This is a genomic window from Catellatospora sp. NPDC049133 (assembly GCF_040648455.1).
GTDB classification, from domain to species: domain Bacteria; phylum Actinomycetota; class Actinomycetes; order Mycobacteriales; family Micromonosporaceae; genus Catellatospora; species Catellatospora aurea.
The window spans coordinates 84,816-106,575 of sequence record NZ_JBEZDT010000024.1 but is presented as its reverse complement, the minus strand read 5'-3'; the positions used below and the strand labels follow the sequence as shown (position 1 = coordinate 106,575).

Annotated in this window: 24 protein-coding genes; 14 read left to right on the top strand and 10 right to left on the bottom strand. The window is 71.4% G+C overall.

The genetic code is table 11. The features are described 5' to 3' along the window. Nucleotides 1-3 precede the first annotated feature (3 nt). A complete protein-coding gene (locus tag AB0B35_RS26065; RefSeq protein WP_361049739.1) occupies nucleotides 4-1,167 on the bottom strand; it encodes an ABC transporter substrate-binding protein in 1,164 nt (387 codons plus the stop codon). 218 nt (nucleotides 1,168-1,385) lie between these two features. Between AB0B35_RS26065 and AB0B35_RS26060 the strand changes: the two genes are divergently transcribed. The 6 genes from AB0B35_RS26060 (at nucleotide 1,386) to AB0B35_RS26035 (ending at nucleotide 7,498) form a co-directional block, all read left to right on the top strand. Beyond that, on the top strand, nucleotides 1,386-2,120 hold the full coding sequence (locus AB0B35_RS26060; protein ID WP_361049737.1) for an SDR family NAD(P)-dependent oxidoreductase: 735 nt from the start codon (nucleotides 1,386-1,388) through the stop codon (nucleotides 2,118-2,120). 85 nt (nucleotides 2,121-2,205) lie between these two features. Beyond that, a complete protein-coding gene (locus tag AB0B35_RS26055) occupies nucleotides 2,206-2,700 on the top strand; it encodes a (2Fe-2S)-binding protein (protein WP_360539443.1) in 495 nt (164 codons plus the stop codon). A gap of 2 nt (nucleotides 2,701-2,702) precedes the next feature. Continuing rightward, nucleotides 2,703-3,707: a xanthine dehydrogenase family protein subunit M gene (locus AB0B35_RS26050; RefSeq protein ID WP_361049736.1), complete on the top strand. Its 1,005-nt coding sequence runs from the start codon at nucleotides 2,703-2,705 to the stop codon at nucleotides 3,705-3,707. Then, a complete protein-coding gene (locus AB0B35_RS26045; RefSeq protein WP_361049734.1) occupies nucleotides 3,704-5,929 on the top strand; it encodes a xanthine dehydrogenase family protein molybdopterin-binding subunit in 2,226 nt (741 codons plus the stop codon). The genes AB0B35_RS26050 and AB0B35_RS26045 overlap by 4 nt, the downstream gene beginning before the upstream one ends. 283 nt (nucleotides 5,930-6,212) lie before the next feature. Then, nucleotides 6,213-6,680, top strand: a complete 468-nt coding sequence (locus AB0B35_RS26040; protein ID WP_361049732.1) for a hypothetical protein — start codon at nucleotides 6,213-6,215, stop codon at nucleotides 6,678-6,680. Between the two features lie 134 nt (nucleotides 6,681-6,814). Then, nucleotides 6,815-7,498: a response regulator transcription factor gene (locus tag AB0B35_RS26035; protein WP_361049730.1), complete on the top strand. Its 684-nt coding sequence runs from the start codon at nucleotides 6,815-6,817 to the stop codon at nucleotides 7,496-7,498. A gap of 107 nt (nucleotides 7,499-7,605) precedes the next feature. Here AB0B35_RS26035 and AB0B35_RS26030 read toward each other — a convergent pair whose 3' ends face one another. After that, nucleotides 7,606-8,739, bottom strand: a complete 1,134-nt coding sequence (locus AB0B35_RS26030; protein WP_361049728.1) for an acyltransferase — start codon at nucleotides 8,737-8,739, stop codon at nucleotides 7,606-7,608. 182 nt (nucleotides 8,740-8,921) lie between these two features. Then, on the bottom strand, nucleotides 8,922-9,155 hold the full coding sequence (locus AB0B35_RS26025) for a hypothetical protein (RefSeq protein WP_361049726.1): 234 nt from the start codon (nucleotides 9,153-9,155) through the stop codon (nucleotides 8,922-8,924). 266 nt (nucleotides 9,156-9,421) lie between these two features. Here AB0B35_RS26025 and AB0B35_RS26020 point away from each other — a divergent pair, with 266 nt between their 5' ends. Together AB0B35_RS26020 and AB0B35_RS26015 are read left to right on the top strand one after the other, a co-directional pair. Then, on the top strand, nucleotides 9,422-10,153 hold the full coding sequence (locus AB0B35_RS26020; RefSeq protein WP_361049724.1) for a helix-turn-helix domain-containing protein: 732 nt from the start codon (nucleotides 9,422-9,424) through the stop codon (nucleotides 10,151-10,153). A 105-nt stretch (nucleotides 10,154-10,258) separates the two neighbouring features. Continuing rightward, nucleotides 10,259-11,008: a MerR family transcriptional regulator gene (locus AB0B35_RS26015; RefSeq protein WP_361049722.1), complete on the top strand. Its 750-nt coding sequence runs from the start codon at nucleotides 10,259-10,261 to the stop codon at nucleotides 11,006-11,008. A 53-nt stretch (nucleotides 11,009-11,061) separates the two neighbouring features. Here AB0B35_RS26015 and AB0B35_RS26010 read toward each other — a convergent pair whose 3' ends face one another. Genes AB0B35_RS26010 through AB0B35_RS26000 form a run of 3 tightly spaced genes read right to left on the bottom strand, consistent with a single transcriptional unit; the run spans nucleotide 11,062 to nucleotide 12,850 of the window. Beyond that, nucleotides 11,062-11,499 carry a hypothetical protein gene (locus AB0B35_RS26010; RefSeq protein WP_361049720.1) on the bottom strand — a complete coding sequence of 146 codons (438 nt, stop codon included), beginning with the start codon at nucleotides 11,497-11,499 and terminating at the stop codon, nucleotides 11,062-11,064. A 60-nt stretch (nucleotides 11,500-11,559) separates the two neighbouring features. Continuing rightward, on the bottom strand, nucleotides 11,560-12,324 hold the full coding sequence (locus AB0B35_RS26005; RefSeq protein WP_361049718.1) for a GNAT family N-acetyltransferase: 765 nt from the start codon (nucleotides 12,322-12,324) through the stop codon (nucleotides 11,560-11,562). A gap of 37 nt (nucleotides 12,325-12,361) precedes the next feature. Continuing rightward, nucleotides 12,362-12,850 (bottom strand): Rrf2 family transcriptional regulator, encoded by a 489-nt coding sequence (locus AB0B35_RS26000; RefSeq protein ID WP_361049716.1) that lies wholly within the window; start codon nucleotides 12,848-12,850, stop codon nucleotides 12,362-12,364. Between the two features lie 86 nt (nucleotides 12,851-12,936). Between AB0B35_RS26000 and AB0B35_RS25995 the strand changes: the two genes are divergently transcribed. The 4 genes from AB0B35_RS25995 (at nucleotide 12,937) to AB0B35_RS25980 (ending at nucleotide 16,500) form a co-directional block, all read left to right on the top strand. After that, nucleotides 12,937-13,689 (top strand): SDR family oxidoreductase, encoded by a 753-nt coding sequence (locus AB0B35_RS25995; RefSeq protein ID WP_361049714.1) that lies wholly within the window; start codon nucleotides 12,937-12,939, stop codon nucleotides 13,687-13,689. 80 nt (nucleotides 13,690-13,769) lie between these two features. Further along, nucleotides 13,770-14,531, top strand: coding sequence for an SDR family oxidoreductase (locus AB0B35_RS25990; RefSeq protein ID WP_361049712.1), 762 nt, complete (start codon nucleotides 13,770-13,772; stop codon nucleotides 14,529-14,531). A 17-nt stretch (nucleotides 14,532-14,548) separates the two neighbouring features. Next, nucleotides 14,549-15,178 (top strand): cysteine hydrolase, encoded by a 630-nt coding sequence (locus AB0B35_RS25985; RefSeq protein WP_361049710.1) that lies wholly within the window; start codon nucleotides 14,549-14,551, stop codon nucleotides 15,176-15,178. A gap of 77 nt (nucleotides 15,179-15,255) precedes the next feature. Further along, complete coding sequence (locus AB0B35_RS25980) at nucleotides 15,256-16,500, top strand: hypothetical protein (RefSeq protein ID WP_361049708.1); 1,245 nt, start codon at nucleotides 15,256-15,258, stop codon at nucleotides 16,498-16,500. 124 nt (nucleotides 16,501-16,624) lie between these two features. On the opposite strand, the gene AB0B35_RS25975 is transcribed toward AB0B35_RS25980, so the two are convergent. The 3 genes from AB0B35_RS25975 to AB0B35_RS25965 form a co-directional block, all read right to left on the bottom strand. After that, nucleotides 16,625-18,787: a hypothetical protein gene (locus tag AB0B35_RS25975; RefSeq protein ID WP_361049706.1), complete on the bottom strand. Its 2,163-nt coding sequence runs from the start codon at nucleotides 18,785-18,787 to the stop codon at nucleotides 16,625-16,627. 125 nt (nucleotides 18,788-18,912) lie between these two features. Continuing rightward, the gene (locus AB0B35_RS25970) at nucleotides 18,913-19,383 is read right to left on the bottom strand and encodes a YdeI/OmpD-associated family protein (RefSeq protein ID WP_361049704.1); all 471 of its coding nucleotides are present in this window, start codon (nucleotides 19,381-19,383) and stop codon (nucleotides 18,913-18,915) included. Between the two features lie 79 nt (nucleotides 19,384-19,462). Further along, nucleotides 19,463-19,732, bottom strand: coding sequence for a GlsB/YeaQ/YmgE family stress response membrane protein (locus AB0B35_RS25965; protein WP_361049702.1), 270 nt, complete (start codon nucleotides 19,730-19,732; stop codon nucleotides 19,463-19,465). Between the two features lie 213 nt (nucleotides 19,733-19,945). Here AB0B35_RS25965 and AB0B35_RS25960 point away from each other — a divergent pair, with 213 nt between their 5' ends. Beyond that, nucleotides 19,946-20,812, top strand: coding sequence for a hemerythrin domain-containing protein (locus AB0B35_RS25960; RefSeq protein ID WP_361049700.1), 867 nt, complete (start codon nucleotides 19,946-19,948; stop codon nucleotides 20,810-20,812). 114 nt (nucleotides 20,813-20,926) lie between these two features. On the opposite strand, the gene ykgO is transcribed toward AB0B35_RS25960, so the two are convergent. Then, complete coding sequence (gene ykgO / locus AB0B35_RS25955) at nucleotides 20,927-21,049, bottom strand: type B 50S ribosomal protein L36 (RefSeq protein WP_203692278.1); 123 nt, start codon at nucleotides 21,047-21,049, stop codon at nucleotides 20,927-20,929. 253 nt (nucleotides 21,050-21,302) lie between these two features. On the opposite strand from ykgO, the gene AB0B35_RS25950 reads away from it, so the two are divergent. After that, on the top strand, nucleotides 21,303-21,755 hold the full coding sequence (locus AB0B35_RS25950; protein WP_361049824.1) for a general stress protein: 453 nt from the start codon (nucleotides 21,303-21,305) through the stop codon (nucleotides 21,753-21,755). The last annotated feature ends 5 nt before the right edge of the window (nucleotides 21,756-21,760 follow it).

The window sequence follows — 21,760 nt, the reverse complement described above, 5'->3', positions numbered from 1 at the left end:
CGGTCAGCCGGCCAGGGCCTTGGCCCAGTTGGCGACCAGGTCGGCCTTGGCCTTGTCGTTCTGCTCGGGGGTCGGGAAGCTCGGCTCGCCCTCGACCTTCGGCAGCGCGGACACCAGGTCGGCCTGCGCCGTACCGTCGGTGATCATGCCGGGCAGCAGGACGGGGCGGGCGAAGCCCTTCAGCCACAGGTTCTGGCCCTCGGCGCTGTAGAGGAACTCCTGCCACAGCCGCGCGGCGGCGGGGTGCGGCGCGTCGAGGTTGACGGCCTGCGCGTAGAAGTTGGCGTACTTGCCGTCGGCGGGGATGGCGACCTTCCAGTCGACGCCCTTGGCGGCGAACTGCTTGGCGTAGCCGGCGTTGAGGTAGTCCCAGTCCAGGCTGATCGGGGTCTCGCCCTTCTCGACCGTGGCCGGGGTGGACTCCACCGGGATGAAGTTGCCGGACTTGTTCAGCGCGGCGAAGAAGTCGATGCCGGGCTGGATGTTGTCGAAGCTGCCGCCGTTGGCCAGCGACGCGGCGTACACCGCGGCGATCGCCGCCCCCGCCTTGGTCGGGTTGCCGTTGAGGGCGACCTTGCCCTTGTACTCGGGCTTCTTCAGGTCGGCGAAGGTCTGCGGGCAGACCGCGACGCGCTTGGCGTCGCAGCCGATCGACACGTAGCCGCCGTAGTCGTTGAACCAGCGGCCCTCGGCGTCCTTCTGCGAGGCCGGGATCTTGTCCCACGCGGCGACCTTGTACGGCGCGAACAGGCCCTCCTGCGCGCCGCTGATGGCGAACGCGACCCCGAGGTCGAGCACGTCGGGGGCCCGGTCCTGGCCCTTGAGGGTCTTCACGGCGGTGATCTCGTCGGCGCTGGAGCCGTCGGGGTTGTCGCTGTTGACCTTGATGCCGTACTTCTTGCTGAAGGCCTCGATGACCTCGCCGTAGTTGGCCCAGTCCGGCGGCAGCGCGATGACGTTGAGCTGGCCCTCCTTCTTGGCGGCGGCGATCAGTCCGTCCATGCCGCCGAAGTCGGCGAGCGAGGTGGCCTTGTCGGCGGCGACCCCGGAGGCGGTGGCCGGGGCCTCCTCCTTCGCACCGCACGCGGCGGCGGCCAGGGCCGTGGTCAAGGAAAGCGCCAGCACGGCGGCCAGGCGGCCGGTCCGGCGTGAGAGAGCGGGGTACATCTGCGGGTCTCCCGGGTGGGTCGGATCTGCAAGCGCACCCAGTAGGCACTCCGGGGATGTCGGCGAACTGAACTGCGTGACATCATTCGGCCGCGCCGGCCTGAACAAGGCAGGCGACGAGCGTGGAACGTGTGCCACGTCACCGGACCGGATTCCGCCTCGTGGTCGGCCTGCGAGCCGGACCGGGCCGCCGCCTACGGCACTGGCATGATCGCGCCGTGACGACACGCGTAGCCCTCATCACCGGCAGCTCTCGCGGACTCGGCCGGGTCATCGCCCGGCGGCTGGCCCGCGACGGCATGGCGGTGGCCGTCAACGGTCGGCAGGAGAAACCGCTGGCCGAGCTGGTCGACGAGATCCGCGCCGAGGGCGGCACCGCCGCCGCCTTCCCCGCCGACGTCACCGACGAGCAGGACGTCGCCCGGCTGGCCGACGCGATCGCCGCGCGGCTGGGCCCGGTGGACGTGCTGGTGCTCAACGCGACCGGCCCGCAGCCCGAAGGCCTGATCGCCGACGCCGACCGGGCCGCGTTCGAGGCGCAGCTGGCCTTCTTCGTGCACAGCCCGGTGTTGCTCGGGCGGGCGCTGTCACCGGGCATGATCGCGCGCGGCTTCGGCCGGATCGTGCACCTCGACTCGGAGGTGGCCGACCGGCCGCAGCCGGGCTGGTCGGCGTACGCCACCGCGAAGAACGCGCAGATCGGCCTGGCCCGCGCCTGGGCGCGCGAGCTGGCCCCGCACGGCATCACCGTGAACAGCGTCGCGCCCGCCTGGATCCCGGTCGAGCGGCACGCCGGCTCCACCGTGGACGGCTACCTGGCCACGGTGCCCGCCGGACGGATGGGCACCCCGGAGGACATCGCGCACGTGGTCAGCTTCCTGGCCTCCGACGGCGCGGGCTTCGTCACCGGGCAGCGCATCGTCGTGGACGGCGGCCGCAGCCTGCACGCCTGACCGCCGCCCGATCCTGCGTTGGCGCTCCGCTCGACCTGGTTTGTCATAAAATCGGGTGATGTGCCGACCCGCGCGAGGGGGCTAGATGGCTGCCACAGAACCGGCGTACGAGGTGGAGCTGTCGTGCGCGGTCAACGGGGAGCCGGTGCACGTGCGTGTCGACACCCGGGAGTCGCTGCTCGACCTGCTGCGCGAGCGGCTCGGCGTGACCGGGCCGAAGAAGGGCTGCGACCACGGCCAGTGCGGCGCGTGCACGGTGCACCTCGACGGCCGCCGGGTGGTGTCCTGCCTGACCCCCGCCGTGCAGGTGGCGGGCGCGGACGTGACCACGGTCGAGGGCCTGGCCGGGCCTGACGGCGAGCTGCACCCGCTGCAGCAGGCGTTCATCGACCACGACGCGCTGCAGTGCGGCTACTGCACCCCCGGCCAGATCATGTCCGGGCTGGCCTGCCTGGCCGAGGGCCACGCGGGCGACGACGACCAGGTGCGCGAGTACATGAGCGGCAACCTGTGCCGGTGCGGGGCGTACGCGGGCATCGTCGCGGCCGTGCGCGCCGTCGCCGAGCAGCAGGGGCGCTGAGCGTGCGCCCGTTCGCGTACACCACGGCCGCGACCGCGGCCGAAGCCGTCGACGCGCTCGCGGCGGCCGGCCCGCAGGCCCGGCTGCTCGCGGGTGGCACCACGCTGTACGACCTGATGAAACTGGAGATCGAGACCCCGCCGGCGGTCGTGGATGTGCACCGGGTCGCCGACCTGGCCGGCTTCGACACCTCCGGCGAGCGGGAGCTGGTGTTCGGCGCGGGCGCGCGGATGGCCGACGTCGCCGAGGACGGCCGGCTGCGCCGCGACTACCCGGCGCTGACCGAGTCGCTGTGGCGCGCCGCGTCGCAGCAGCTGCGCAACATGGCCACCCTCGGCGGCAACCTGCTGCAGCGCACCCGCTGCCCGTACTTCCGGGGCGGGGAGCCGTTCGCGTGCAACAAACGCAGCCCCGGCAGCGGCTGCGCCGCCCAGGAGGGCCTCGACCGCTCGCACGCGCTGTTCGGCGGCAGCGAGTCGTGCATCGCGGTGTACCCGGGCGACTGGGCCACCGCGCTGGTCGCGTTCGACGCCGAGGTGGACGTGCTCGGGCCGGGCGGCGCACGCAGCCTGCCGCTGGCGCGGCTGCACCGCGAGCCGGGCGAGACCCCGCAGCTCGAACACACCCTCGAACCGGGCGAGCTGATCACCCGGATCCGGGTGCCGGTCACCCCGGCGGGCCGCGGCTCGGCCTACCTGAAGATCCGCGACCGCGAGTCGTACGCGTTCGCGCTGGTCTCGGCGGCCGTCGCGCTGACCCTGGACGGCGACGGCCGGGTCGGCGACTGCCGCATCGCCGTCGGCGGCGTGGCCACCCGACCGTGGCGGGTCCCCGCGGCCGAGCAGGCGCTGCGCGGTCAGCCGGTCACCGAGGCGAGCGCCCGCGCGGCAGGCGAGGCCGCGTTCGCCGGCGCCCGGCCGGGCCGCCACAACGCCTTCAAGATCGAGCTGGGTACCCGCACCGTCGCCGACGCGGTGCACCTGGCGGCGGGCAGGGCCGCCGGATGAGCCCGCAGCCCGCCGACCTCCCACCCGTGGACACCCGCCGCGTCGACGCCCGGGAGAAGGTCACCGGCGCCGCCCGGTACGCCACCGACCTGCTCCCCGACGACCTCGCGTACGCCGTGCCGGCCACCGCGACCGTCGGCCGCGGCCGCATCACCGAGCTGGACACCTCGGCCGCCGCCGCGGTCCCCGGCGTCCTGCTCGTGCTCACCCACCTCGACCACCTGGACCTGCGCTCCCCCGGCTTCGTCATGGGCGGCGGCTACGGCGTGCAGAGCCTGCAACCGCTGCTCGACGACCAGATCGCCTACCGCGGCCAGGCCATCGCGCTCGTCGTCGCCGAAACGCTGATCGCCGCCACCCAGGCCGCCAACCTGGTACGGGCCGTTTACGAGCCGGAGCCGTTCGCCGTCACTCTCGACTCTCCCGGCGTCGAGCGCCTGTCCCAGCCCGCGACCATCCCACTGCCGTTCCTCGCCGACCTGGACGTCGGCGACGCCGAGAGCGCCTACGCCGCCGCCCCGGTGCGGGTCGACGCCGTCTACGACCAGCCGGCCCAGCACCAGAACCCGATGGAACTGATCGGCGCGACGGTCTGGTGGCACGGCGACAGCGTGGTCGTGCACGAGGGCACCCAGAACGCCGCCGCCATCCGCCACGGCCTGGCCCGACAGCTCGGCATCGACCCCGACCACGTCGAAGTGGTATCGCCGTACACCGGGGGCGGCTTCGGGCAGAAGAACTCGCTGCAGATCCACATCGCACCCCTGGCCGTGGCCGCGCGCCGGCTCGGCCGCCCGGTCAAACTCGTCGTGTCCCGCACCCAGCTGTTCCACCACACCAGCTTCCGGCCCGCGAGCCGGCACCGGATCCGGCTCGGCGCCGACGAGCACGGCCGGATGCTCGCCGCGCTCCACGACGTCGAACACCAGACCTCCCGGTTCGACCTGTTCCCGCTGATGTACACCGAGACCACCGCACGCCTGTACGGCATCGGCGACTTCCGTGGCCGGCAGACCTTCGCCCGGATGGACACCCAGACGCCCGGCTTCATGCGCGCCCCGTTCGAGCACCCAGGCGTGTTCGCGTTCGAGTCCGCCGTCGACGAACTCGCCTACGCCGCGCACCGCGACCCGCTCGAATTCCGCCTCGCCAACGACACCACCGTCGACCCCGTCACCGGCGAGCCGTTCTCGTCCCGCCACCTGGCCCAGTGCCTGCGCCGCGGCGCGAAGCGCTTCGGCTGGAGCGCCCGGCAGCAGCGGCCGGCCAGCATGCGCGCCGACGACGGCTCCCTGGTCGGCTGGGGCGTCGCCGTCGGGGCGTACCCGGCCTCGATCGTGCCCTCTGCCGCGCACCTGGTCGCGACCGCCGACGGCCGGATCCGCGTCGAGGTCGACGGCCACGAGATGGGCCAGGGCATCCGGTCCTCCATCGCCCTCCTCGTCGCCGAGAACCTGGGCATCGACGTACGCCACGTCGACATCGTCGTCGGCGACACCCGTGTCGCCACCCAGCACCTCACCGCCGGATCGTGGGGCACCGCCTCCACCCTCGGCGCGGTCCACGCCGCACTGCGCGAACTGCGCAAACAGCTTGGCACCGAGATCAACGGCCCGGTGGACGTGACGGCCGCCGTCGCCGCGACCGGCCACGACCACGTCGAGGTCCGCGCCGAGACGCTCGGCCCCGGGCAGACCGAGCAGGACGCCGAGCACGCCCGGCAGGGCCTGGTCGCCCTCTCCGGGCCGGAGTTCACCGGATACAGCACGTTCAGCTGGATCGCCCACTTCGTCGAGGTGCGCGTCGAACCGACGACCTGCCGCATCCGGGTGCCCCGCGTCGTCAGTGTCGCCGACTGCGGCCGGGTGGCCAGCCCCGTCACCGCCGCCAGCCAGGTGCGCGGCGGCATCGTCTGGGGCATCGGCGCGAGCCTGCGCGAAGCCGGGGAGGTCGACCCCCGCTACGGCGGCTGGCTCAACGCCAGCCTGGAGGAATACCCGGTGCCGGTCAACGCCGACATCGGCACCCTCGACGTCGACTTCATCGGCGAACCCGACCTGCGCTTCCACCCCGTCGGGGTCAAGGGCCTCGGCGAGGTCAGCATGGTCGGCGTCGCCGCGGCGGTCGCCAACGCCGTCTACCACGCCACCGGCCTACGCCACCGCCGCCTGCCGATCCGCATCGAGGACGTGCTCGCCGGGACCACTGGGTCGTCTCGCTGATCGGTTCGGGTGAAGATCGCCGCTCTGACTGATCGCTCCGGGTGAAGATCGCTGTTTGAGGTCATGATCTGCGGTCAGACCGCAGTTTCTGTCCCGAGACAGCGATCTTCGCCTGGGCGGCGGCTGGGAATGCTGGACGATGGCTGGGGAGATAACGCTCAACGCGGGTCAATACGGGCAGGGTTGGGTTGTTCTGCCAGGGGTGCTGGAGGTTCTGTCTGCGATTCGTCGAGCCAGCCGCGGCAGCGTCGGAGACTCACCGATCGCAAGGAGGCGAGCTCTCATGATGAAGTCGTCGAAGAAGACCCTGGTCACGGTCGGCGCCGTAGGAGTACTGGCGCTCGGCATCGCGGCGCCCGCTGCGGCGTGGGCCGCCGACGGCAGCGGGTCGGCGTCCGCCGGGACCACCGCGCAGGGCAAGGACAAGAACGACCAGCGGGCCGAGCATCAGCAGAAGCTGGCCGAGGCGCTCGCGAAGGAACTCGGCGTCGACCAGGCGAAGGTCTCCGCCGCGCTGGAGAAGGTGCAGTCCCAACTGCGCCCGGACGGCAAGAACGGCAAGGGCGAGAACCGGGACGGCAAGTCCGCCGACCGGACCGCGCAGCTCAAGGAGCGGCTCGCCGCGGCGGTCAAGGCCGGCAAGCTGACCCAGGCCGAAGCCGACGCGATCATCAAGGCGACCGAGGCGGGTGTCCTCGGCGGCCACGGCCACTCACCGGACCGTACCTCCTCCAGCGAGTCCGGCAAGTGACCCGGCGGGCGGCGTCCGGTGAGTGGGGATACTCCGGACGCCGCCCGCAGCGGCATCCCGATCAAGGCTGTGAGCACGGCGTGAGCGAACCGGCTCATGCCCCGCTAACGGGGCATGCGATGAGCTGTCCCCTGATGGCACGCGTACTGCTGATAGACGACCACCGCCCCGCCCGCGAAGGCCTGCGCCTGGCGCTGACCCGCCACGGCCACATCGTCGAGACCGCCGACAGCGGTGAGCAGGGCCTGGCCCGGCTGCGTACGTTCGCCGCCGAGGTGGTCGTGCTCGACCTCAAGCTGCCCGGCATGGACGGCTTCGACGTGTGCCGCCGGCTGCGGGCCGACGGCGACCTGCCGATCATCGTGCTGACCGCCCGCGACGACGACATCGACGTGGTCGCGGCGCTGGAGGCGGGCGCGGACGACTACGTGATCCAGCCGGTGCACGCCCGGATCGTCGAGGCCCGCATCCGCGCCGTCCTTCGGCGTACCCGCCGCGAGCCCGCTCGGCCGGTCGGCTCGGAGCGGCACGGGGCGCTGACCATCGATCGGGACTCGCTCTGCGTCGGCAAGTCGGGGCGGCGGGTCCGACTCGCCCCGACCGAGATGCGGCTGCTGCTCACCCTGTCGGCCACGCCCGGCCGCGTGCACAGCCGCCACCAGCTGCTCGAAGCCGTCTGGCAGCACGACTTCCTCGGCGACTCCCGCCTCGTCGACGCCTGCGTCCAACGCCTCCGCGCCAAAATCGAAGACTCCCCCGCCAGCCCGGTCTACGTCCAGACGGTCCGCGGCTTCGGCTACCGCTTCGGCCCGGTGTGACCTCCAAGATCGCTCGACTTGCCTGGCAGGTGTGCGTATCTTGACGTCGCTTTCCCACACCTGCCTGGCAAGTCGAGCGATCAACGCCGCTCGTGGACCGCGCGGCCTCAGACAGGAACGCCCGGCCGCGCGGAGCTGGCCGGTTCGGTCACTGTGGGCGCGAGCCTGGTTCGTCGCTTCGTCCACTGCGGCAGGTCAAACAGCCACGACGCGCCCAGTGTGAGCAGGCCTCGGTGGATCAGCAGGCACAGTGCGATCACGACCGCCGACAGCACCGCCGGGTAGATGAGCGCCGACACGAGCTGGCCGGTGAAGCCGAGGCCCGAGATCGGGTCGTGCAGCAGCAGGTGCAGCAGGGCCACGATCGGCATGTGGATCACGTAGATCGGCAGAGTGCGCCGGCCCAGGGCGGCGAGCGGGCCGCCGACCGAGGGCACGCGGACGAGTCTGGCCGCGGCGGTGATCCCGAAGGCTACGGCGATGACGCCGACGGCCAGCCACACCCCGGGCCAGCGTTGTGCGCCCGCCAGAGCCATGACGATCAGCGCGCTCGCGTAGGCGACGAACGACCACGCGAGCCGGCGGCTGGTCGCGGTGTCGGCCCATCGTTCGATGTGGGGCCGCAGGTAAGCGCCTGCGAGGAAGAAGACCAGGTTCTGGTACAGGCCGCCGCGGTCGCCGGGGGTGGCGAGTATGCCCGTCGCGGTGATCATCGACAGGGCGGCCGCGGCGGTGAGCACCGCTGCGCGGGGCAGGCGGTGCAGGGCTTTGGCGATGACGAAGTAGACGGCGAGGGCGTACAGGTACCAGAGGTTCGACGGGGTGATGGTGAGCTGTTCCAGCAGGGCGAAAGCGGAGTCGGCGCGGGCCGTGGCGAAGTCGGGGGTGGCGCTGAGGATCGCGGTGTGGATCAGCAGCCAGGCGGTGTAAAGGTAGAGGAACTTGGCGATGCGGGATCGGGCGGTCTGTCGCCAGGTCCGGGCCAGGGCGGTGGTCGCGAAGACGCCGGAGATGGTAAAGAACAGCGGCATCCGCAGCGGGAGGAGCTGCTCGCCCAGGGTGCCCCAGGCACCGGGCAGCGGGATGCCGATGTGCCAGTCGACCTGCAGGTAGTCCTTCATGACCACGTGCCACAGCACGACGAGGACGATGCAGGTGCCCTTGGCGACGTCGGCCCACACCGCGCGTGGACGAGGCCCTGGGACCGTCTCGGTGACCGGCGGGGTGAGTTCTGTTCGCACATGCCGAAACTGCCGAGCCGATGTCTGCGCCCATCGCGCATCACGTCACAAGACCGTCACAAGCCGCGTTTGCGCACCGCCGCCAGTCCCACCCGACCAAGCCCAACACTGCCACGCCGCATGCTGTTCGACACAGCCATCACGATCGTGAGCAACGTGCTTTATGCGGCCCCGGCGAGAAGTCAATGGCGCGCCGACCGAACGAGCAGCAGCACGTGGACTGGCCGAACGCCGATTCGAGTCCCCGCGTGCCTGCCCGCTGTCACCTCGACCACCGGCCAGCCGAGCGCGGTCACACCCACGATCGGACCAGCAGCGTCACGGTCCAGCACCAACGCGATCGGGTCCAGGGCCACGACGTCGCCGAGTCGAACGGCACTCCCGTCCGCGGCGACCCAGAAGGTGGGGCTGCTCATCGGTCCCCTCCGAGATCTTGGCGCAGGAAGTCGGCAACGGTACACAGCACCCCCGTCGAGGCCGTCCACGCGTGCGCAGCGTTGAACTCGGCGACGTCGTACCTCAGCCGTTCAGCAAGGGTGAATTCGGCGGTGTCCTCGTCAGCCCATGTCGGCCGACCTGGCGCCTCACTCCATCGACTCATGGAAGAAATGCTGTGTCGCAAGTGGAGACGTTCACACCTCCGACGTGCCACGATTCAGGGACGTCTACGAAAGGTCCCCTCGTGGCTCGCAACGAAGCGCTCCGCACCGCGCTGGGCTCGGCCGGCCTCACAACGGTCGACCTGGCGACGACGCTCGCCGTCGATCCGAAGACCGTCGAACGGTGGGTGAGCAAGGGTAGGCTCCCCCATCCCCGGCACCGGATTAAGACCGCCGAGCTCTTGAGGGAAGATGTAGGCGTGTTGTGGCCCGAAGCGGTCCGCCGCTCGGTGAAGCTTGGCGCGGATCGAGAAATGATCGCGGTGTACCCGCGCCGCTTGGACCTGCCCCGATCGCTGTTCGGCGACCTCATCGGCTCCGCCACCCGCCGACTGTGGTTCGGCGGCTACACCTCCTACTTCGTGTGGCTCGACGTCGAAGGCGCAGGCCAGGTGCTCGCGGACAAGACCGCGACCGGCGCTGACGTACGCTTCCTCCTCGGCGACCCAAACAGTGTCGTCACACGGCACCGCGAAGAGATCGAAGCCACGCCGCTGACGATCTCCACCCGCATCGCCATGACCCGCGCCGAGTTGACCAAGCACGAGGTGGGAGCAGCCGTCCGGCTGTCCGACCGCCACATCGCGATGTCGGTATGGGTATTCGACGACGACATGCTCGTCTCGACGCACATCGGCGACGGCCTCGGACAGGACTCCGTCACCATGCACCTGCGCCGACGCCAGACCGGCGGCGCATTCGACCGCTACGCCGACCACTTCGAGCAACTCTGGACCGTCGCACACGCCGAATGACCCAGGTTCCACAGCCACGCTCGTACACGGTCACAAAGCCGTTGACCTTGACGTTACGTCAACTTCTACCGTGGGCTCACCGACGAGACACGGGAGGCGCGGGCGATGGAGTGGTCGATCCAGGACGTGGCACGACTGGCCGGAACGACGAGCCGGACCCTGCGCCACTACGGCGAGCTGGGCCTACTCACGCCCAGCCGGGTCGGCGGCAACGGCTACCGCTACTTCGACCAGGACTGCCTGGTACGCCTGCAGCGCATCCTGCTGCTCCGTGAACTGGGCCTAGGCCTCCCGGTGATCGCCGAAGTGCTCAACGGCGCACAGCGGGACACCGTGGCCGCCCTCCGCACCCACCTGGACCTGCTCGAACAGGAACGCGAGCGGATCGGCCGCCAGATCGAGTCGGTGAAGACGACGCTGCGCAAAACAGAGGAAGGCGAGCAGCTCATGGCAGAGGAAGTATTCGACGGCTTCGACCACACCCAGTACGAGCAGGAGGTGACGCAGCGCTGGGGCCGCGAGGCCTACGAGCAGGGCGACCGCTGGTGGCGCTCACTCAGCGACGCCGAGAAGGCCGCGTTCAAGCAGCAGCAGGTCTACATCGCGAAGGCCTTCGCAGCAGCACACCTGGCCGGTTTGGCTGCCGACGGCGATGTAGTGCAGGCGATCACCCAGCGCCATTACGACTGGCTGGCGATCTCCCCGAGCCCCACCAAGGGCCACTTCATCGCGCTGGGCGAGATGTACGTCGCCGACCCGCGCTTCACCGACGCGTACGACCGGCACGGCACCGGCACAGCGATCCTGGTCCGCGACGCGATGAAGGTCTTCGCCGAGCGGAACCTCGACGACTGACAAACGCACCGCCTGGCGGGACAAGGCCCTGCCCTGGCCCGCCAGGCACAGTTTCAAACGCCGCCGTCGCGTTCGGCGTCGGCCCGGGTGAAGAACCAGGTCGGCAGGCGGGTTACCCCGGCGAAGGCGGCCGAGGCCGCAACCATGGCCACACCCGCCCAGGGAAGCAACGGCACACCCCACAAGTGGATCACCACGAGCGCTGCGACAAGTCCCACCAGCGCGCCACCGGCGGCCTGCCGATGATGCCGCACACGGGCGTTGAGGTACGGCAGCAGCAACCCGGCCAGGCCGAGTATCTGCCCGTGTCCCGTGTACCACTGCCATCGACCGTCGAACAACGACTGGATCCCGCTGACCAAGGCGGTCATGACCAGGTACAGCAGAGCGGTCTGCGCCAGCAGCGGGTGAAATCCGACCGTCCCGGAGGGTGTCCTGCCGGAGCCAGCGAGTACCGAACGAAACCGCGTCCCCTGCGGCGTTGGCTGCATTCGCGCGAGCGTAGCCAACGTCGGCCACCCGGCGAAGGCGCTCAGGGGCCTCCGACCGCTTCAGTCGAGCGGCGGCAGGTCCACCGAGAGCACCCGGGCCCGCACCTGAAAACCGACACTGTCGTACATCCTGCGGGCGGGGTTGCTGTCGGCGACCTCCAGCCCGAGCCGCGGCAGCCCCGCCGCGCGCGAGCCGTGCATCGCGTGCACCAGCAGCGCCCGACCGAGCCCCAGACCCTGGGCCCGGGGCGCGACACCCAGGTTGAGAATCCAGGCGCATTCGTCCTCGGTCCACGGCACCGGCCCCGCGCACAGCACGTGACCGGCACTGCGCCCGTCCGGCCCGACGACCCGCGCGCAGGCCTCGGCCAGCGGCGACACCGGTTCACCGCGCTCGAACATGCCCTGGATCTCCCTGGTGTCGCTGGCCTGCCACCGGCCGTCGGGGTGCTCCGGCCCGTACGCGGCCGCGAGTCCCTCGGCAAGGTCGTCGTCCCAGCCGCCGTCTCGCAGCGACCAGCCGGCGGGCAGAGCCGGCACCGGCGGGAGCACGGCGAGGTCGTGGCGCATGTCGGTGGCGGCCCGGCGCAGCCGCAGCCCGCCGTCGACCAGCGCGCGGGCGAGCGCGTCGTCGGGTGTGGTCAGCCGGCGTCCGGCCAGGTCACGGCGGGCCTGTGCGGCGACCTGGGCGAGGTCCGCGCCGGGCAGGGGCCGCACCCGCTCCGCGAGCAACGTGCCGTCGTCGTCGCGCAGGCTCAGGTGGGCGAGCGGGGTGCCGTCGTCGGCGTGCAGCAGGGTGGCGTCGGTCTCGGTGCGCAATGGCATCCGGGCACCCTATCCGGTTGATCTTCAGCCGTGCAGCTCAGTTTCGGCCGTCGGGGGTGGTCAGCCAGGCACGGATGCCGTCGAAGGCGGTCGGGCCGTTGTCGTCGACGACGTCGCGGGCGAGGTCGGCGACGGTCGTCTCGCGCAGCGCGGCGCGCCAGGCGCGGTCGGCGACGCCCATGGCGCGGGAGATCGGGCAGGGCTTGGTGCAGGCCTCGGCGGGGGTGGCGAGCGGTCCACGCTGGCGGATCTCGGTGCACAGGAAGGTGGGCTGCGCGCCGTCGACCGCTTCGACGATGTCGAGCAGCGTGATGTCCTCGGGCGCCCTGGTCAGGACGTATCCGCCCGATTTGCCCTGGACCGACCGCACCAGACCGGCCCGCGAAAGTCCCTGGAGCTGCTTCGCTAGATACGTGCCGGATACGTCGTGCAGCTCGGCCAGGCGTGCGGCGGGCACCGGGCGGTCTGCGGCGGTGAGCACCACGCAGCAGTGCAGGGCCCATTCGACGCCTGAGGACAATTTCACAACTCCCAGTGTACTTGACCCGGACACGTTTTATCCGAGTAGAGTCTCGGACAAGAATCATCCGAGTTTGCGAACGGAGCATCACCATGAAGATCGTCATCATCGGCGGCACCGGCCTCATCGGCAGCAAGGCGGCTGAGCGGCTGCGCGCACAAGGTCACGACGTGCTGGCCGCCTCGCCCAGCAGCGGCGTGGACACCATCACCGGTGCCGGCCTGGACGATGCGCTCAAGGGCGCGGACGTGGTCGTCGACGTGGCCAACGGCCCGAACTTCGAGGACAACGCGATCATGGAGTTCTTCCGGACCTCCACCGGCAACGTGATGGCCGCCGAGAAGGCAGCCGGAGTCGGGCAGCACGTGGCGCTGTCGATCGTCGGCGCGGACCGCATCCCGGACAGCGGCTACATGCGCGCGAAGGTCGCCCAGGAGGACCTGGTCAAGGCCGCGGGCGTGCCGTACACCATCGTGCGGGCGACCCAGTTCTTCGAGTTCACCAGCGCGATCGCGCACGGCGGCAGCCGCGGCGAGGCGATCCACCTGCCCTCGGCGATGATGCAGTCGATCGCGGCCGACGACGTCGCCGCCGCCGTGGCCGACGCCGCGATGGCCGCCCCGGCCAACGGCACGTACGACATCGCCGGGCCGGACAAGATCCGCCAGGACGACATGGTGCGCCAGATGCTGGCCGCCGACGGCGACACGCGCGAGGTGATCACCGACCCTTCCGCCACCTACTTCGGCGCGGCCGTGACCGACACGTCCCTGGTGCCGCTCGGCGACGCCCGCATCGGAAAGATCAACTACGCGGACTGGCTGGCCGCCCGCCCCACCGCCTGAGCAAGCCGCGCCGCGCGCATGCCGGTCCCAGGGCGTGCGCGCGGCGGCTCATGAGCACACCGCAAGGAGCTGACATCGTCATGCCATCCACCGACCTCTCCTTCACCGACCGGGTCGTCATCGTCACCGGGGCGGGATCGGGCATCGGACGCGCCACGGCGCTCGCGTTCGCCGAGCACGGCGCGCACGTTCTCGGCGTCGGACGCCGCGCGCAGGCGCTGGAAGAGACCGCCCGGCAGCATCCCGGCGTCGTGCCGCTGGCCATCGACGTGCGCGCCCCGCACGCCGCCGACACCGTCGCCGCGGCCGCCGCCGACCGGTGGGGACGGATCGACGTGCTGGTCAACAATGCGGGCATCACCGCGCTGATGCCGCTGGCACAGGCGACCGCCGAGCGCATCACCGACCTGTTCGAGGTCAACGTCACCGCGCCGAGCCTGCTCGCCCGCGCCGCCCTGCCGCACCTGCGGGAACACCGCGGTTCGATCGTCAACGTCTCCAGCACGTACGGGCGGCGGCCGCTGTCGGGCGCGTCCCACTACGCCGCCACCAAGGCCGCCGTGGAGCAGCTCACCCGCAGCTGGGCGCTGGAGCTGGCGGCCGACGGGATCCGCGTCAACGCCGTCGCCCCCGGGCCCACCGAGAGCGAGGCGCTCGGCGCGGCCGGACTCTCGCCGGAGATGCTCGCCCGGATCAAGCAGCAGGAGGCCGACACCATCCCGCTCGGCCGCCGGGGCGAGCCCCACGAGGTCGCCACGTGGATCCTGCGGCTGGCCGACCCGGACGCGGTCTGGCTCACCGGGCAGATCCTCGCCGTCGACGGCGGCCTGGAACTCGTCTGAGCGCACCTGGAGGGATCATGCCTGGCGACGACTACACACCGGGACGCTGCGGGCTGCTGCTCATCGACACCGTCAACGAGGTGTTCGACCCCGGCGGCAAGGGCTACCCGCTGTACCAGGCCGAGTTCGAGCGGATCGGCACCTTCGCCAACCTGCGCCGGCTGCTGGCCGGGGTCCGGGAACGGGACATGCCGGTGTTCTTCTCCGGGATGTCCTACACCGAGCAGGAGTACGCGAGCTGGGGCCGCCTGACCGGCATCCACCGGGCGATGTTCGACAACCGGCTGTTCGAGGCCGGCAGCTGGAACACCGAGTTCCATCCCGACCTCTCGCCGGGGCCCGGTGAGGTCGCGCTCGCGCCGCACAAGAACATCGACGTGTTCGCCAGCACCGACCTCGACGCGCAGCTGCGCCACCACGGCGTGGAGTTCTTCGCCGTCGCCGGGATGATCGGCTCGATGTGCGTCGAGTCGACCGCCCGCAGCGCGATGGAACACGGCTACCACGTGACGACCATTCCCGACGCCACGGCCTCCGACGCGGGCCCGGCCGCGTACGACGCCATGGTCGCGCGGTATCCGCTGTTCTCGCACGCGACGCTCACCGTCGACGAGTACCTGCGGGCGCTCGACGCCGCCCGGCGCTGACCTCGGCCTGTCCGGGCGCGGTGATACGGTCCACGCCGCAGCGCGGCGGCGGAACCGCGCCGGACGGCGGAGGCGGCATGGACGACGCGACCACACTGGACACGTTGCTGTCCGGTGAACCCTCGGCCGAGGCGTGGGCGCGGGCCGTCCCACTGCTCGAACGCGCGTCCGCCGACGTCCTGGCCGCCGCGGCCGCGCGGTTGCTCGACTGGCCCGCACGGTGCAGGCCGATGCCCGACCACTGGTGGGACGAGCAGCGCGCCGGGCGGCGCCGGCCCTGGCACCGAACGGCGGCCTGGCGTGAGCTCGGCGACCTCGACCATGTGCAGACCGGCGGTTCCCCGCGATTCCCGGCCGAAGACGACGACTTCGCGAGCTTCGGCGAGGGGGCTGTGTCCGTGGCCTGCCCACCCGACCCGGCCTGGCTGGTGCTGGGCGCGGCAGCCGAGTGGCACCACAACGGCGGCGACATCGTGGTCTGGGGCACCGGCCCGCAGGTTCCCAGCCGGATGCTCCTCGACGGCGGCGCTTTCCATGACGAGGCGCTGGACGTGCAGATCAGCCCGGACGGCGGGGTCGCGGTCGCGTCGGTCGAGGGCCGCCTGCACGCCTGGCGGACCCCCGGCGGCGAACAGCTGTGGCAGCTCGACCTCGGTCCGGCGCAGGAGTCGGTCGACAGCTTCGACATGGTCGGCATGACGACCCGGATCGGCTTCAGTGGCGACGGCCGCCGCGTCGCGGCCGGATCCGTGGCCCGCGGGTTGCGTGTGATCGACACCGCGACGGGGCACGTCCTGTTCACGCAGGAGGTCGCCGACTGCGGCCCGGTGGCCCTCGACCACGCGGGCCGGCTGCTGGCCCATGCCGGCGACGCGGGCGCGATCGTGGTACGCGAGACAGCCTCCGGCGTACTCACCAGCTACGACACGGGGCTGTCGACAGTGAACGCCGTGACGTTCGCGGCGGACGGCAGCGGGCTGCTCGCCGCCGGCAGCGACGCGGCCGAGGACGCCGTGGCCGCGGTGCTGCTCACCCTCGACGGGGACCGGGTCGTCGACAGCCGGCTCATCCGGCCGGAGGGCCTGCCGCCGGACATGTCCGCGCGGTCGCCGCTCGCCGCGGTGTGCACCCGCTGCGTGTGGGGCGGGCAGGGACCGCTGGCCCTCGCCGTCGACGACGACTGCGCGGTGCTGTTCGACGAGCGCGGCCGTCTCCTGTGGATCGAGTCCGGCCAGGTCGCCGCAGGCTTCTCGCCCGCGGGCGACGTGCTGACGCTCGTCGGTGACACCGTCATCGCGGTGTTCCTCGCCGGGCTCCGGTGACGCGCGGCGGCCACGGTCCGGATCGCTCGGCAGCGAACTGCCGAGCACTCCTGACCGTGGCCGCCTGCCGGGGTGGCGGGACACCCGCGCCACCCCGGGTCACCGACCGGCCGTCAGCCGATCGTCAGTTCTTCTTCCACACGAAGAACCGGATGGTGCTGGTGTTGTTGTCGGGGTTCGGGTCCGGCGTGGTGCTGGACACCGTGGCCGTGTTGACCAGCTCGCCCTCGGCGCGCACCTTCAGCTTGATCGGGAAGACGAGCGTGCCGCCCGCCGCCAGGCTGTCGGCCGTACACGTGATGACGTGGTCCTGGCCCGAGTCGTAGGTGCAGGCCGGCGGCAGCGACTCCACCCCGACCTTGTCGGGACGCAGCGGCAGCGAGTCGAGCACCGTGATGTTCTGCGCGTCCGACGGGCCGAGGTTGCGGACCGTCAGCGTGAGCAGCACGACGGTGCCCTTGTCCTTGTCCTTCTTGTCGCTGAGCGCGGCCGCCTCCTGCTGCCAGGTCTGCGTGGCCGCGGCCTCGATGGCGAGGTCCGCGGAGGTCTCCACCGCGGTCGTCGTGGTGAACGTGTTGTTGCCGGTGTTCGGGTCGGGGGTCGGCGAGGACACCACCACCGTGTTGGTCAGCGTGCCGTCCGGCACGTCCGAACCGACCGCCACCGTCAGCGTGAACTGCCGCTCCCCCTGCGGGAACGTGCCGAGCGCGCAGACCACCTCACCGGGCTCGTCCGCGGTGCACACGGCGTCGCCGCTGCTGCTCACGAACGTCGTGCCGGCCGGCAGCGTGTCAGTCACGACGACCGCCTGCGCGTCCGACGGGCCCGCGTTGGCGACGGTGACGGTGTACTTCAGCTCGTTGCCCGCCGTCACCGGGTCCGGCGTGCCGGACTTGGTCACCGACAGGTCGGCCGAGGCGGTCACCTCGGTGGGCACGCTCGCCCGGACGTCGCTGTTGTCCGGGTCGGCGGTCGCGCCGGACACGATGGCCTCGTTGAACAGGATCGTGCCGGGCACCAGGTCAGCGGCGACGTGGCCGACGACCGTGATGGTCGCGCTCGCGCCGCTGGCGAGGTTGCCGAGGCCGCACTCCAGCCGGCCGCCGTTGGGCTGCCCGTTGGTGCAGGAGCCGACCGAGGGCGACACCGAGACGAAGGTGACCCCGGCGGGCATGGTGTCCCGCACGACCACGTCACGGGCCGTCGACGGACCGTTGTTGGTCACCGTGATCAGGTATTCGAGGTCGGTGCCCGCGTCGGCGGTCGCGTCGCCGGTCTTGGTCAGGCTCAGGTCCGCCGAGCCGACGAAGTCGACGCGGCCGGTCGCCTGGTTGTTGCCCTTCTCCGGGTCGGCGGTCGTGCTGCGTACCGTGGCGACGTCGTTGATCTGGGCGACGTCCGCCGCCGTCACGACGACCCGCACGACGCCCCGCGTGCCGGCCGGGACCGTGCCCAGCGTGCAGTTGAGGGTGAGGTCGCGGATCGGCCCCGTCGGGGTCGCCGAGCAGGTCCCCGGGCTCACCCGCACCCGGGACACCTCGAACGGCGCCGCCGAGGTGAGCACGTCGGTCAGCGTCACGTTCTGGGCGTCCGACGGGCCGAGGTTGTCGACGTAGATGTCGCAATAGCCCTCGGTGTCGGCGGGCGCGGGCTCGTCGGGCTTGCACACCTTGGTGACCGACAGGTCGGCGGCGGTGGCGACGCGGGTCGTGACGGTCGCGGTGCTGTCCGTCTCGTCCTGCGGGCTGGTGACGGTGGCCGTGTTGGTGAGCGTGAGGCCGGTGAAGCTCGCGGGGACGCGGACCTGGATGACGAGCTGGATCGTCTGGCCGGTGGCCATCGGGCCCAGCCCGCAGGTCAGCGTGCCCCCGTTGTTCTGGCACGGAATCGAGCTGGCCAGGAACTCCACGCCTGCGGGCAGCACGTCGCGGACGCCTACCCGGTCCGCGGGGGCCCCGCTGTTGGTGACGGTGATCGTGTAAGTGATCTCCTCACCGGCGAGGACCGTCTCCGGCGTACCCACCTTGGTGATGGCCAGGTCGGCCATCTGCGCCCGGCTCGACAGCGTCCGGGCGACGGCGCGCATGGAGCCCGCGCCCTTGCCGATGATGTTCGTCGCGTGCGGCAGACCGCGTACCGGCATGAACCGGTCGACTCCCGCCTGCTGGTTCGCGACCGTACGACCGGTCGGGCCGGCGCCCGACGCGGCCGCTGGTGCGGCGAGCACCGCGAGTCCGCCGGCCATGGCCAGCGCGACGTGCGCGGTGATGAGACGTCTACGAGACAACGGTGTCCCCCTGTCCTGGTTGATCTGGGTGCGTCACCCAATTCATCAACGCGTCAGGGTTACTTTGCGTAAGGGGTTGACTACTTTATGAAGCCGAATGACGGGCGCGTACCGGCCTGTCGGCCCTATGCCGACGGTCGTTCCTTGCGGCCGGCTTCGAGCAGCGCGATCATCTCGGCGATCCGCTGCGGGCGCTGCTCCGGCCGGCGTTTGGTGGCGTCGATCCAGCGCAGGTAGGCCTTGCGGTAGAACTGGGCCAGCGAGTCGAAGAACGCCCCGGCCGCCGGATGGGCGTCGAGCGCCGCGGCCACGTCCTCGGCGAGGTCCGCCCGCTGCGGACCTTCGGCCACCAGCTCGACCGGCACCGTCGTGCCGGCCTGGACCCCGCAGTCGCGCTGCCACGCCGGGCCGAGCGTGAAGCCGAAGCCGCCGCCCACCGCCTCCACGACACCGCGCACGCGTACGCCGCCGACAGTGCCCGCCACGTGATGGCGCGGTTTGGCTCCCCACACGGTGTCCGGATCGAACGGCACCGGGATCACGACCCCGCCCCGGGCGGCCGGGCCGACCAGCGCGTCGAAACGAACAGGTTCCACAGCCCCCGATCCTCTCACCCGGGCACAGGAAACGGGCCCCGGACGATCGCCGTCCGGGGCCCGCACTACGCCGTGGCGGTCACACCGTGCCGCGGCCCCGCACACCGGCGAGCAGCGCCACGCCGAGGGCGGCCAGGCCGACCTGGAAGACGAGTTCGATCCAGTCGATGCCGTCCGTGACGGCGACGCCGACGGCCTGCGCGATCGCGGTGCCGATGAGGGCGGCGACGATGCCGACCACAATGGTCAGCCAGATCGGCAGGCTCTGCCGGCCGGGCACGACCAGGCGGCCGAGCGCGCCGATGACGAGTCCGACGATGATGGCCGAGATGATACCGGCGACGGTCATGGTGTGCTCCTCTATGCGTGAGTCGGGGGTTGCTCCGCGTCACTTGGCTGCCCTGATCCCCGCCGCGCCAAACCTCGCCCCGCCCGGCGCACTCCGAGGGCTGCCGAGGTTCGCCAACCCGGCCCGCGGCCATGCCGTTTCCATCAGGATGGGGGGTGGCTCCACGGGGGTGGGGGTCGAGCTGGAGGAAGGGACGACACGATGGCGGAGCACATGAGCAGCGGGAGCCAGGCCGGCCGAGGGCACGACCACTCGGACATGGCCGGCGATATCGACACGATGACCGTCAACCAGCTCCGCGGCTGGCTCAAGGACCACGGCGTGACCGGAACCTCGGGCATGCGCAAGGAGGAACTGGTCAAGGCGGCGGTGAAGACCATGCGTTCCGACCAGGGCACGATGTCGGCGAGCATCGCCACCGGCAAGAAGAGCACCGGCGCGAGCCCGGCGAGCGGCGCGGCCCACAAGACCGGCGGCAAGAAGACGGCCCAGCCCGGCACGACGGCGCGCGCCGAGAGCTCCGGCCGGGCGGGCGAGACGGCCTGGGAGAGCCGCCACGACGACGTGATCGACCTGCTGCTGAGCCACCACGAGGAGATCAAGCAGCTGTTCGGGCAGGTCGGCCGGACGCACGGCGAGCAGAAGCAGCAGGCCTGGCAGCAGCTGGTACGCCTGCTGGTGGTCCACGAGAACATCGAGCAGCAGCTCGTGCACCCGCTGGCCGCTCGGCGGCTGCCCGACGGCGAGGACCTGATCGAGTCGCGGCTGCAGGAGGAGCAGCAGGCCACCGAGGACCTGTCCCAGCTGTACGAGATGGGCGTCGACCACCCGCAGTTCGACGACCGCCTGATCGAGCTGCGCGACGCGGTGATCGAGCACGCCGAGCTCGAAGAGGACGAGGAGTTCGGCTATCTGCGCGAGAACATGCCCGTCGAGCAGCTGATCGGGATCGCCGCCACGGCCCGCGCGGCCGAGCGGGTCGGACCGGCGGCCCCGGACGCGCACCCGTCGCGCCAGAACGGCTCACCGGCCGCCATCGCCAACCGGGTGCGCGACGCCCTGCGCGACGCCGCGAAGTGACCCGTTCTACCTAGATCGTCTGAATTGCCAGGCACCTGTGCGTATCTTGAGACGTCATACGCCCAGGTGCCTGGCAAGTCCACTGATCTTGCGTGGCACGCGCAGGGGCGGGACTCAGCCCTGGCGGGCCTTCTGGCGCGGGTCGGACTTGTTGATCACAAAGACCGCGCCGTGGCGACGCACCACGATCGAGTTCTGCCGGTTCTTGAGACTGCGCAGTGAGCTTCTGACCTTCATCTGGCACCTGCCCTTTCTGTTTGCCCCATCGACAACCGCCACGATCCGCTCGGCATTCCCGCAGGTCAGGCGTTCGTCGACGCCTGCTGACGACAAAAGCCGCAAAACGGCATGTTCGGGCGGTGCGGCGCGCGATGATCAGGACTGACGAGACATGACCGAGCGAGGGAGCATCATGAGCACATCGTCCGCGGCGGCAGGCGGCTTCGCCGGACAGCCGGTGCCCGTACAGCCCGTCGACCCCAGCCGGGCGATGGTCGCCGTCACCACCTACCCGGAGTACGGCGACGCCCAGCGCGCCGTGGACTTCCTGTCCGACAACAAGTTCCCCGTCGAGCACGCCGCCATCGTGGGCACCAACCTGCGCATGGTGGAGCAGGTGCTCGGCCGCATGACCACCGGCCGGGCCACCCTGTACGGCGCGGCCGGCGGCGCCTGGTTCGGCCTGTTCATCGGCCTGCTGTTCGGCATCTTCGTGCCGACGAACTGGCTGGCCGTCGTGCTGACCGCGGTGGTGATCGCCGCGATCTGGGGCGCCATCTTCGGCGCCATCGCCCACGCCATGACCCGCGGCAAGCGCGACTTCACGTCCAGCCGCTCACTGCAGGCGGGTGAATACGCGGTCAGCGTCTCCGCGGAGTACGCCGACCAGGCCCGCCAGGTGCTCGCCCGGCTCACCCCGCCGACCGCGGGCGCGGCAGGCTGAGCGGG

Bases quoted from the DNA above. Each gene is read 5' to 3' on its own strand.
- AB0B35_RS26045 (WP_361049734.1), top strand. From the start codon at position 3,704: ATGAGCCCGCAGCCCGCCGACCTCCCACCCGTGGACACCCGCCGCGTC.
- AB0B35_RS26065 (WP_361049739.1), bottom strand. From the start codon at position 1,167: ATGTACCCCGCTCTCTCACGCCGGACCGGCCGCCTGGCCGCCGTGCTG.
- ykgO (WP_203692278.1), bottom strand. From the start codon at position 21,049: ATGAAGGTCAGAAGCTCACTGCGCAGTCTCAAGAACCGGCAGAACTCG.
- AB0B35_RS25965 (WP_361049702.1), bottom strand. From the start codon at position 19,732: ATGACCGTCGCCGGTATCATCTCGGCCATCATCGTCGGACTCGTCATC.
- AB0B35_RS25980 (WP_361049708.1), top strand. From the start codon at position 15,256: ATGGACGACGCGACCACACTGGACACGTTGCTGTCCGGTGAACCCTCG.
- AB0B35_RS26015 (WP_361049722.1), top strand. From the start codon at position 10,259: ATGGAGTGGTCGATCCAGGACGTGGCACGACTGGCCGGAACGACGAGC.
- AB0B35_RS25960 (WP_361049700.1), top strand. From the start codon at position 19,946: ATGAGCAGCGGGAGCCAGGCCGGCCGAGGGCACGACCACTCGGACATG.
- AB0B35_RS25950 (WP_361049824.1), top strand. From the start codon at position 21,303: ATGGTCGCCGTCACCACCTACCCGGAGTACGGCGACGCCCAGCGCGCC.
- AB0B35_RS25985 (WP_361049710.1), top strand. From the start codon at position 14,549: ATGCCTGGCGACGACTACACACCGGGACGCTGCGGGCTGCTGCTCATC.
- AB0B35_RS26055 (WP_360539443.1), top strand. From the start codon at position 2,206: ATGGCTGCCACAGAACCGGCGTACGAGGTGGAGCTGTCGTGCGCGGTC.
- AB0B35_RS25990 (WP_361049712.1), top strand. From the start codon at position 13,770: ATGCCATCCACCGACCTCTCCTTCACCGACCGGGTCGTCATCGTCACC.
- AB0B35_RS25995 (WP_361049714.1), top strand. From the start codon at position 12,937: ATGAAGATCGTCATCATCGGCGGCACCGGCCTCATCGGCAGCAAGGCG.
- AB0B35_RS26040 (WP_361049732.1), top strand. From the start codon at position 6,213: ATGATGAAGTCGTCGAAGAAGACCCTGGTCACGGTCGGCGCCGTAGGA.
- AB0B35_RS26005 (WP_361049718.1), bottom strand. From the start codon at position 12,324: ATGCCATTGCGCACCGAGACCGACGCCACCCTGCTGCACGCCGACGAC.
- AB0B35_RS26010 (WP_361049720.1), bottom strand. From the start codon at position 11,499: ATGCAGCCAACGCCGCAGGGGACGCGGTTTCGTTCGGTACTCGCTGGC.
- AB0B35_RS26025 (WP_361049726.1), bottom strand. From the start codon at position 9,155: ATGAGCAGCCCCACCTTCTGGGTCGCCGCGGACGGGAGTGCCGTTCGA.
- AB0B35_RS26035 (WP_361049730.1), top strand. From the start codon at position 6,815: ATGGCACGCGTACTGCTGATAGACGACCACCGCCCCGCCCGCGAAGGC.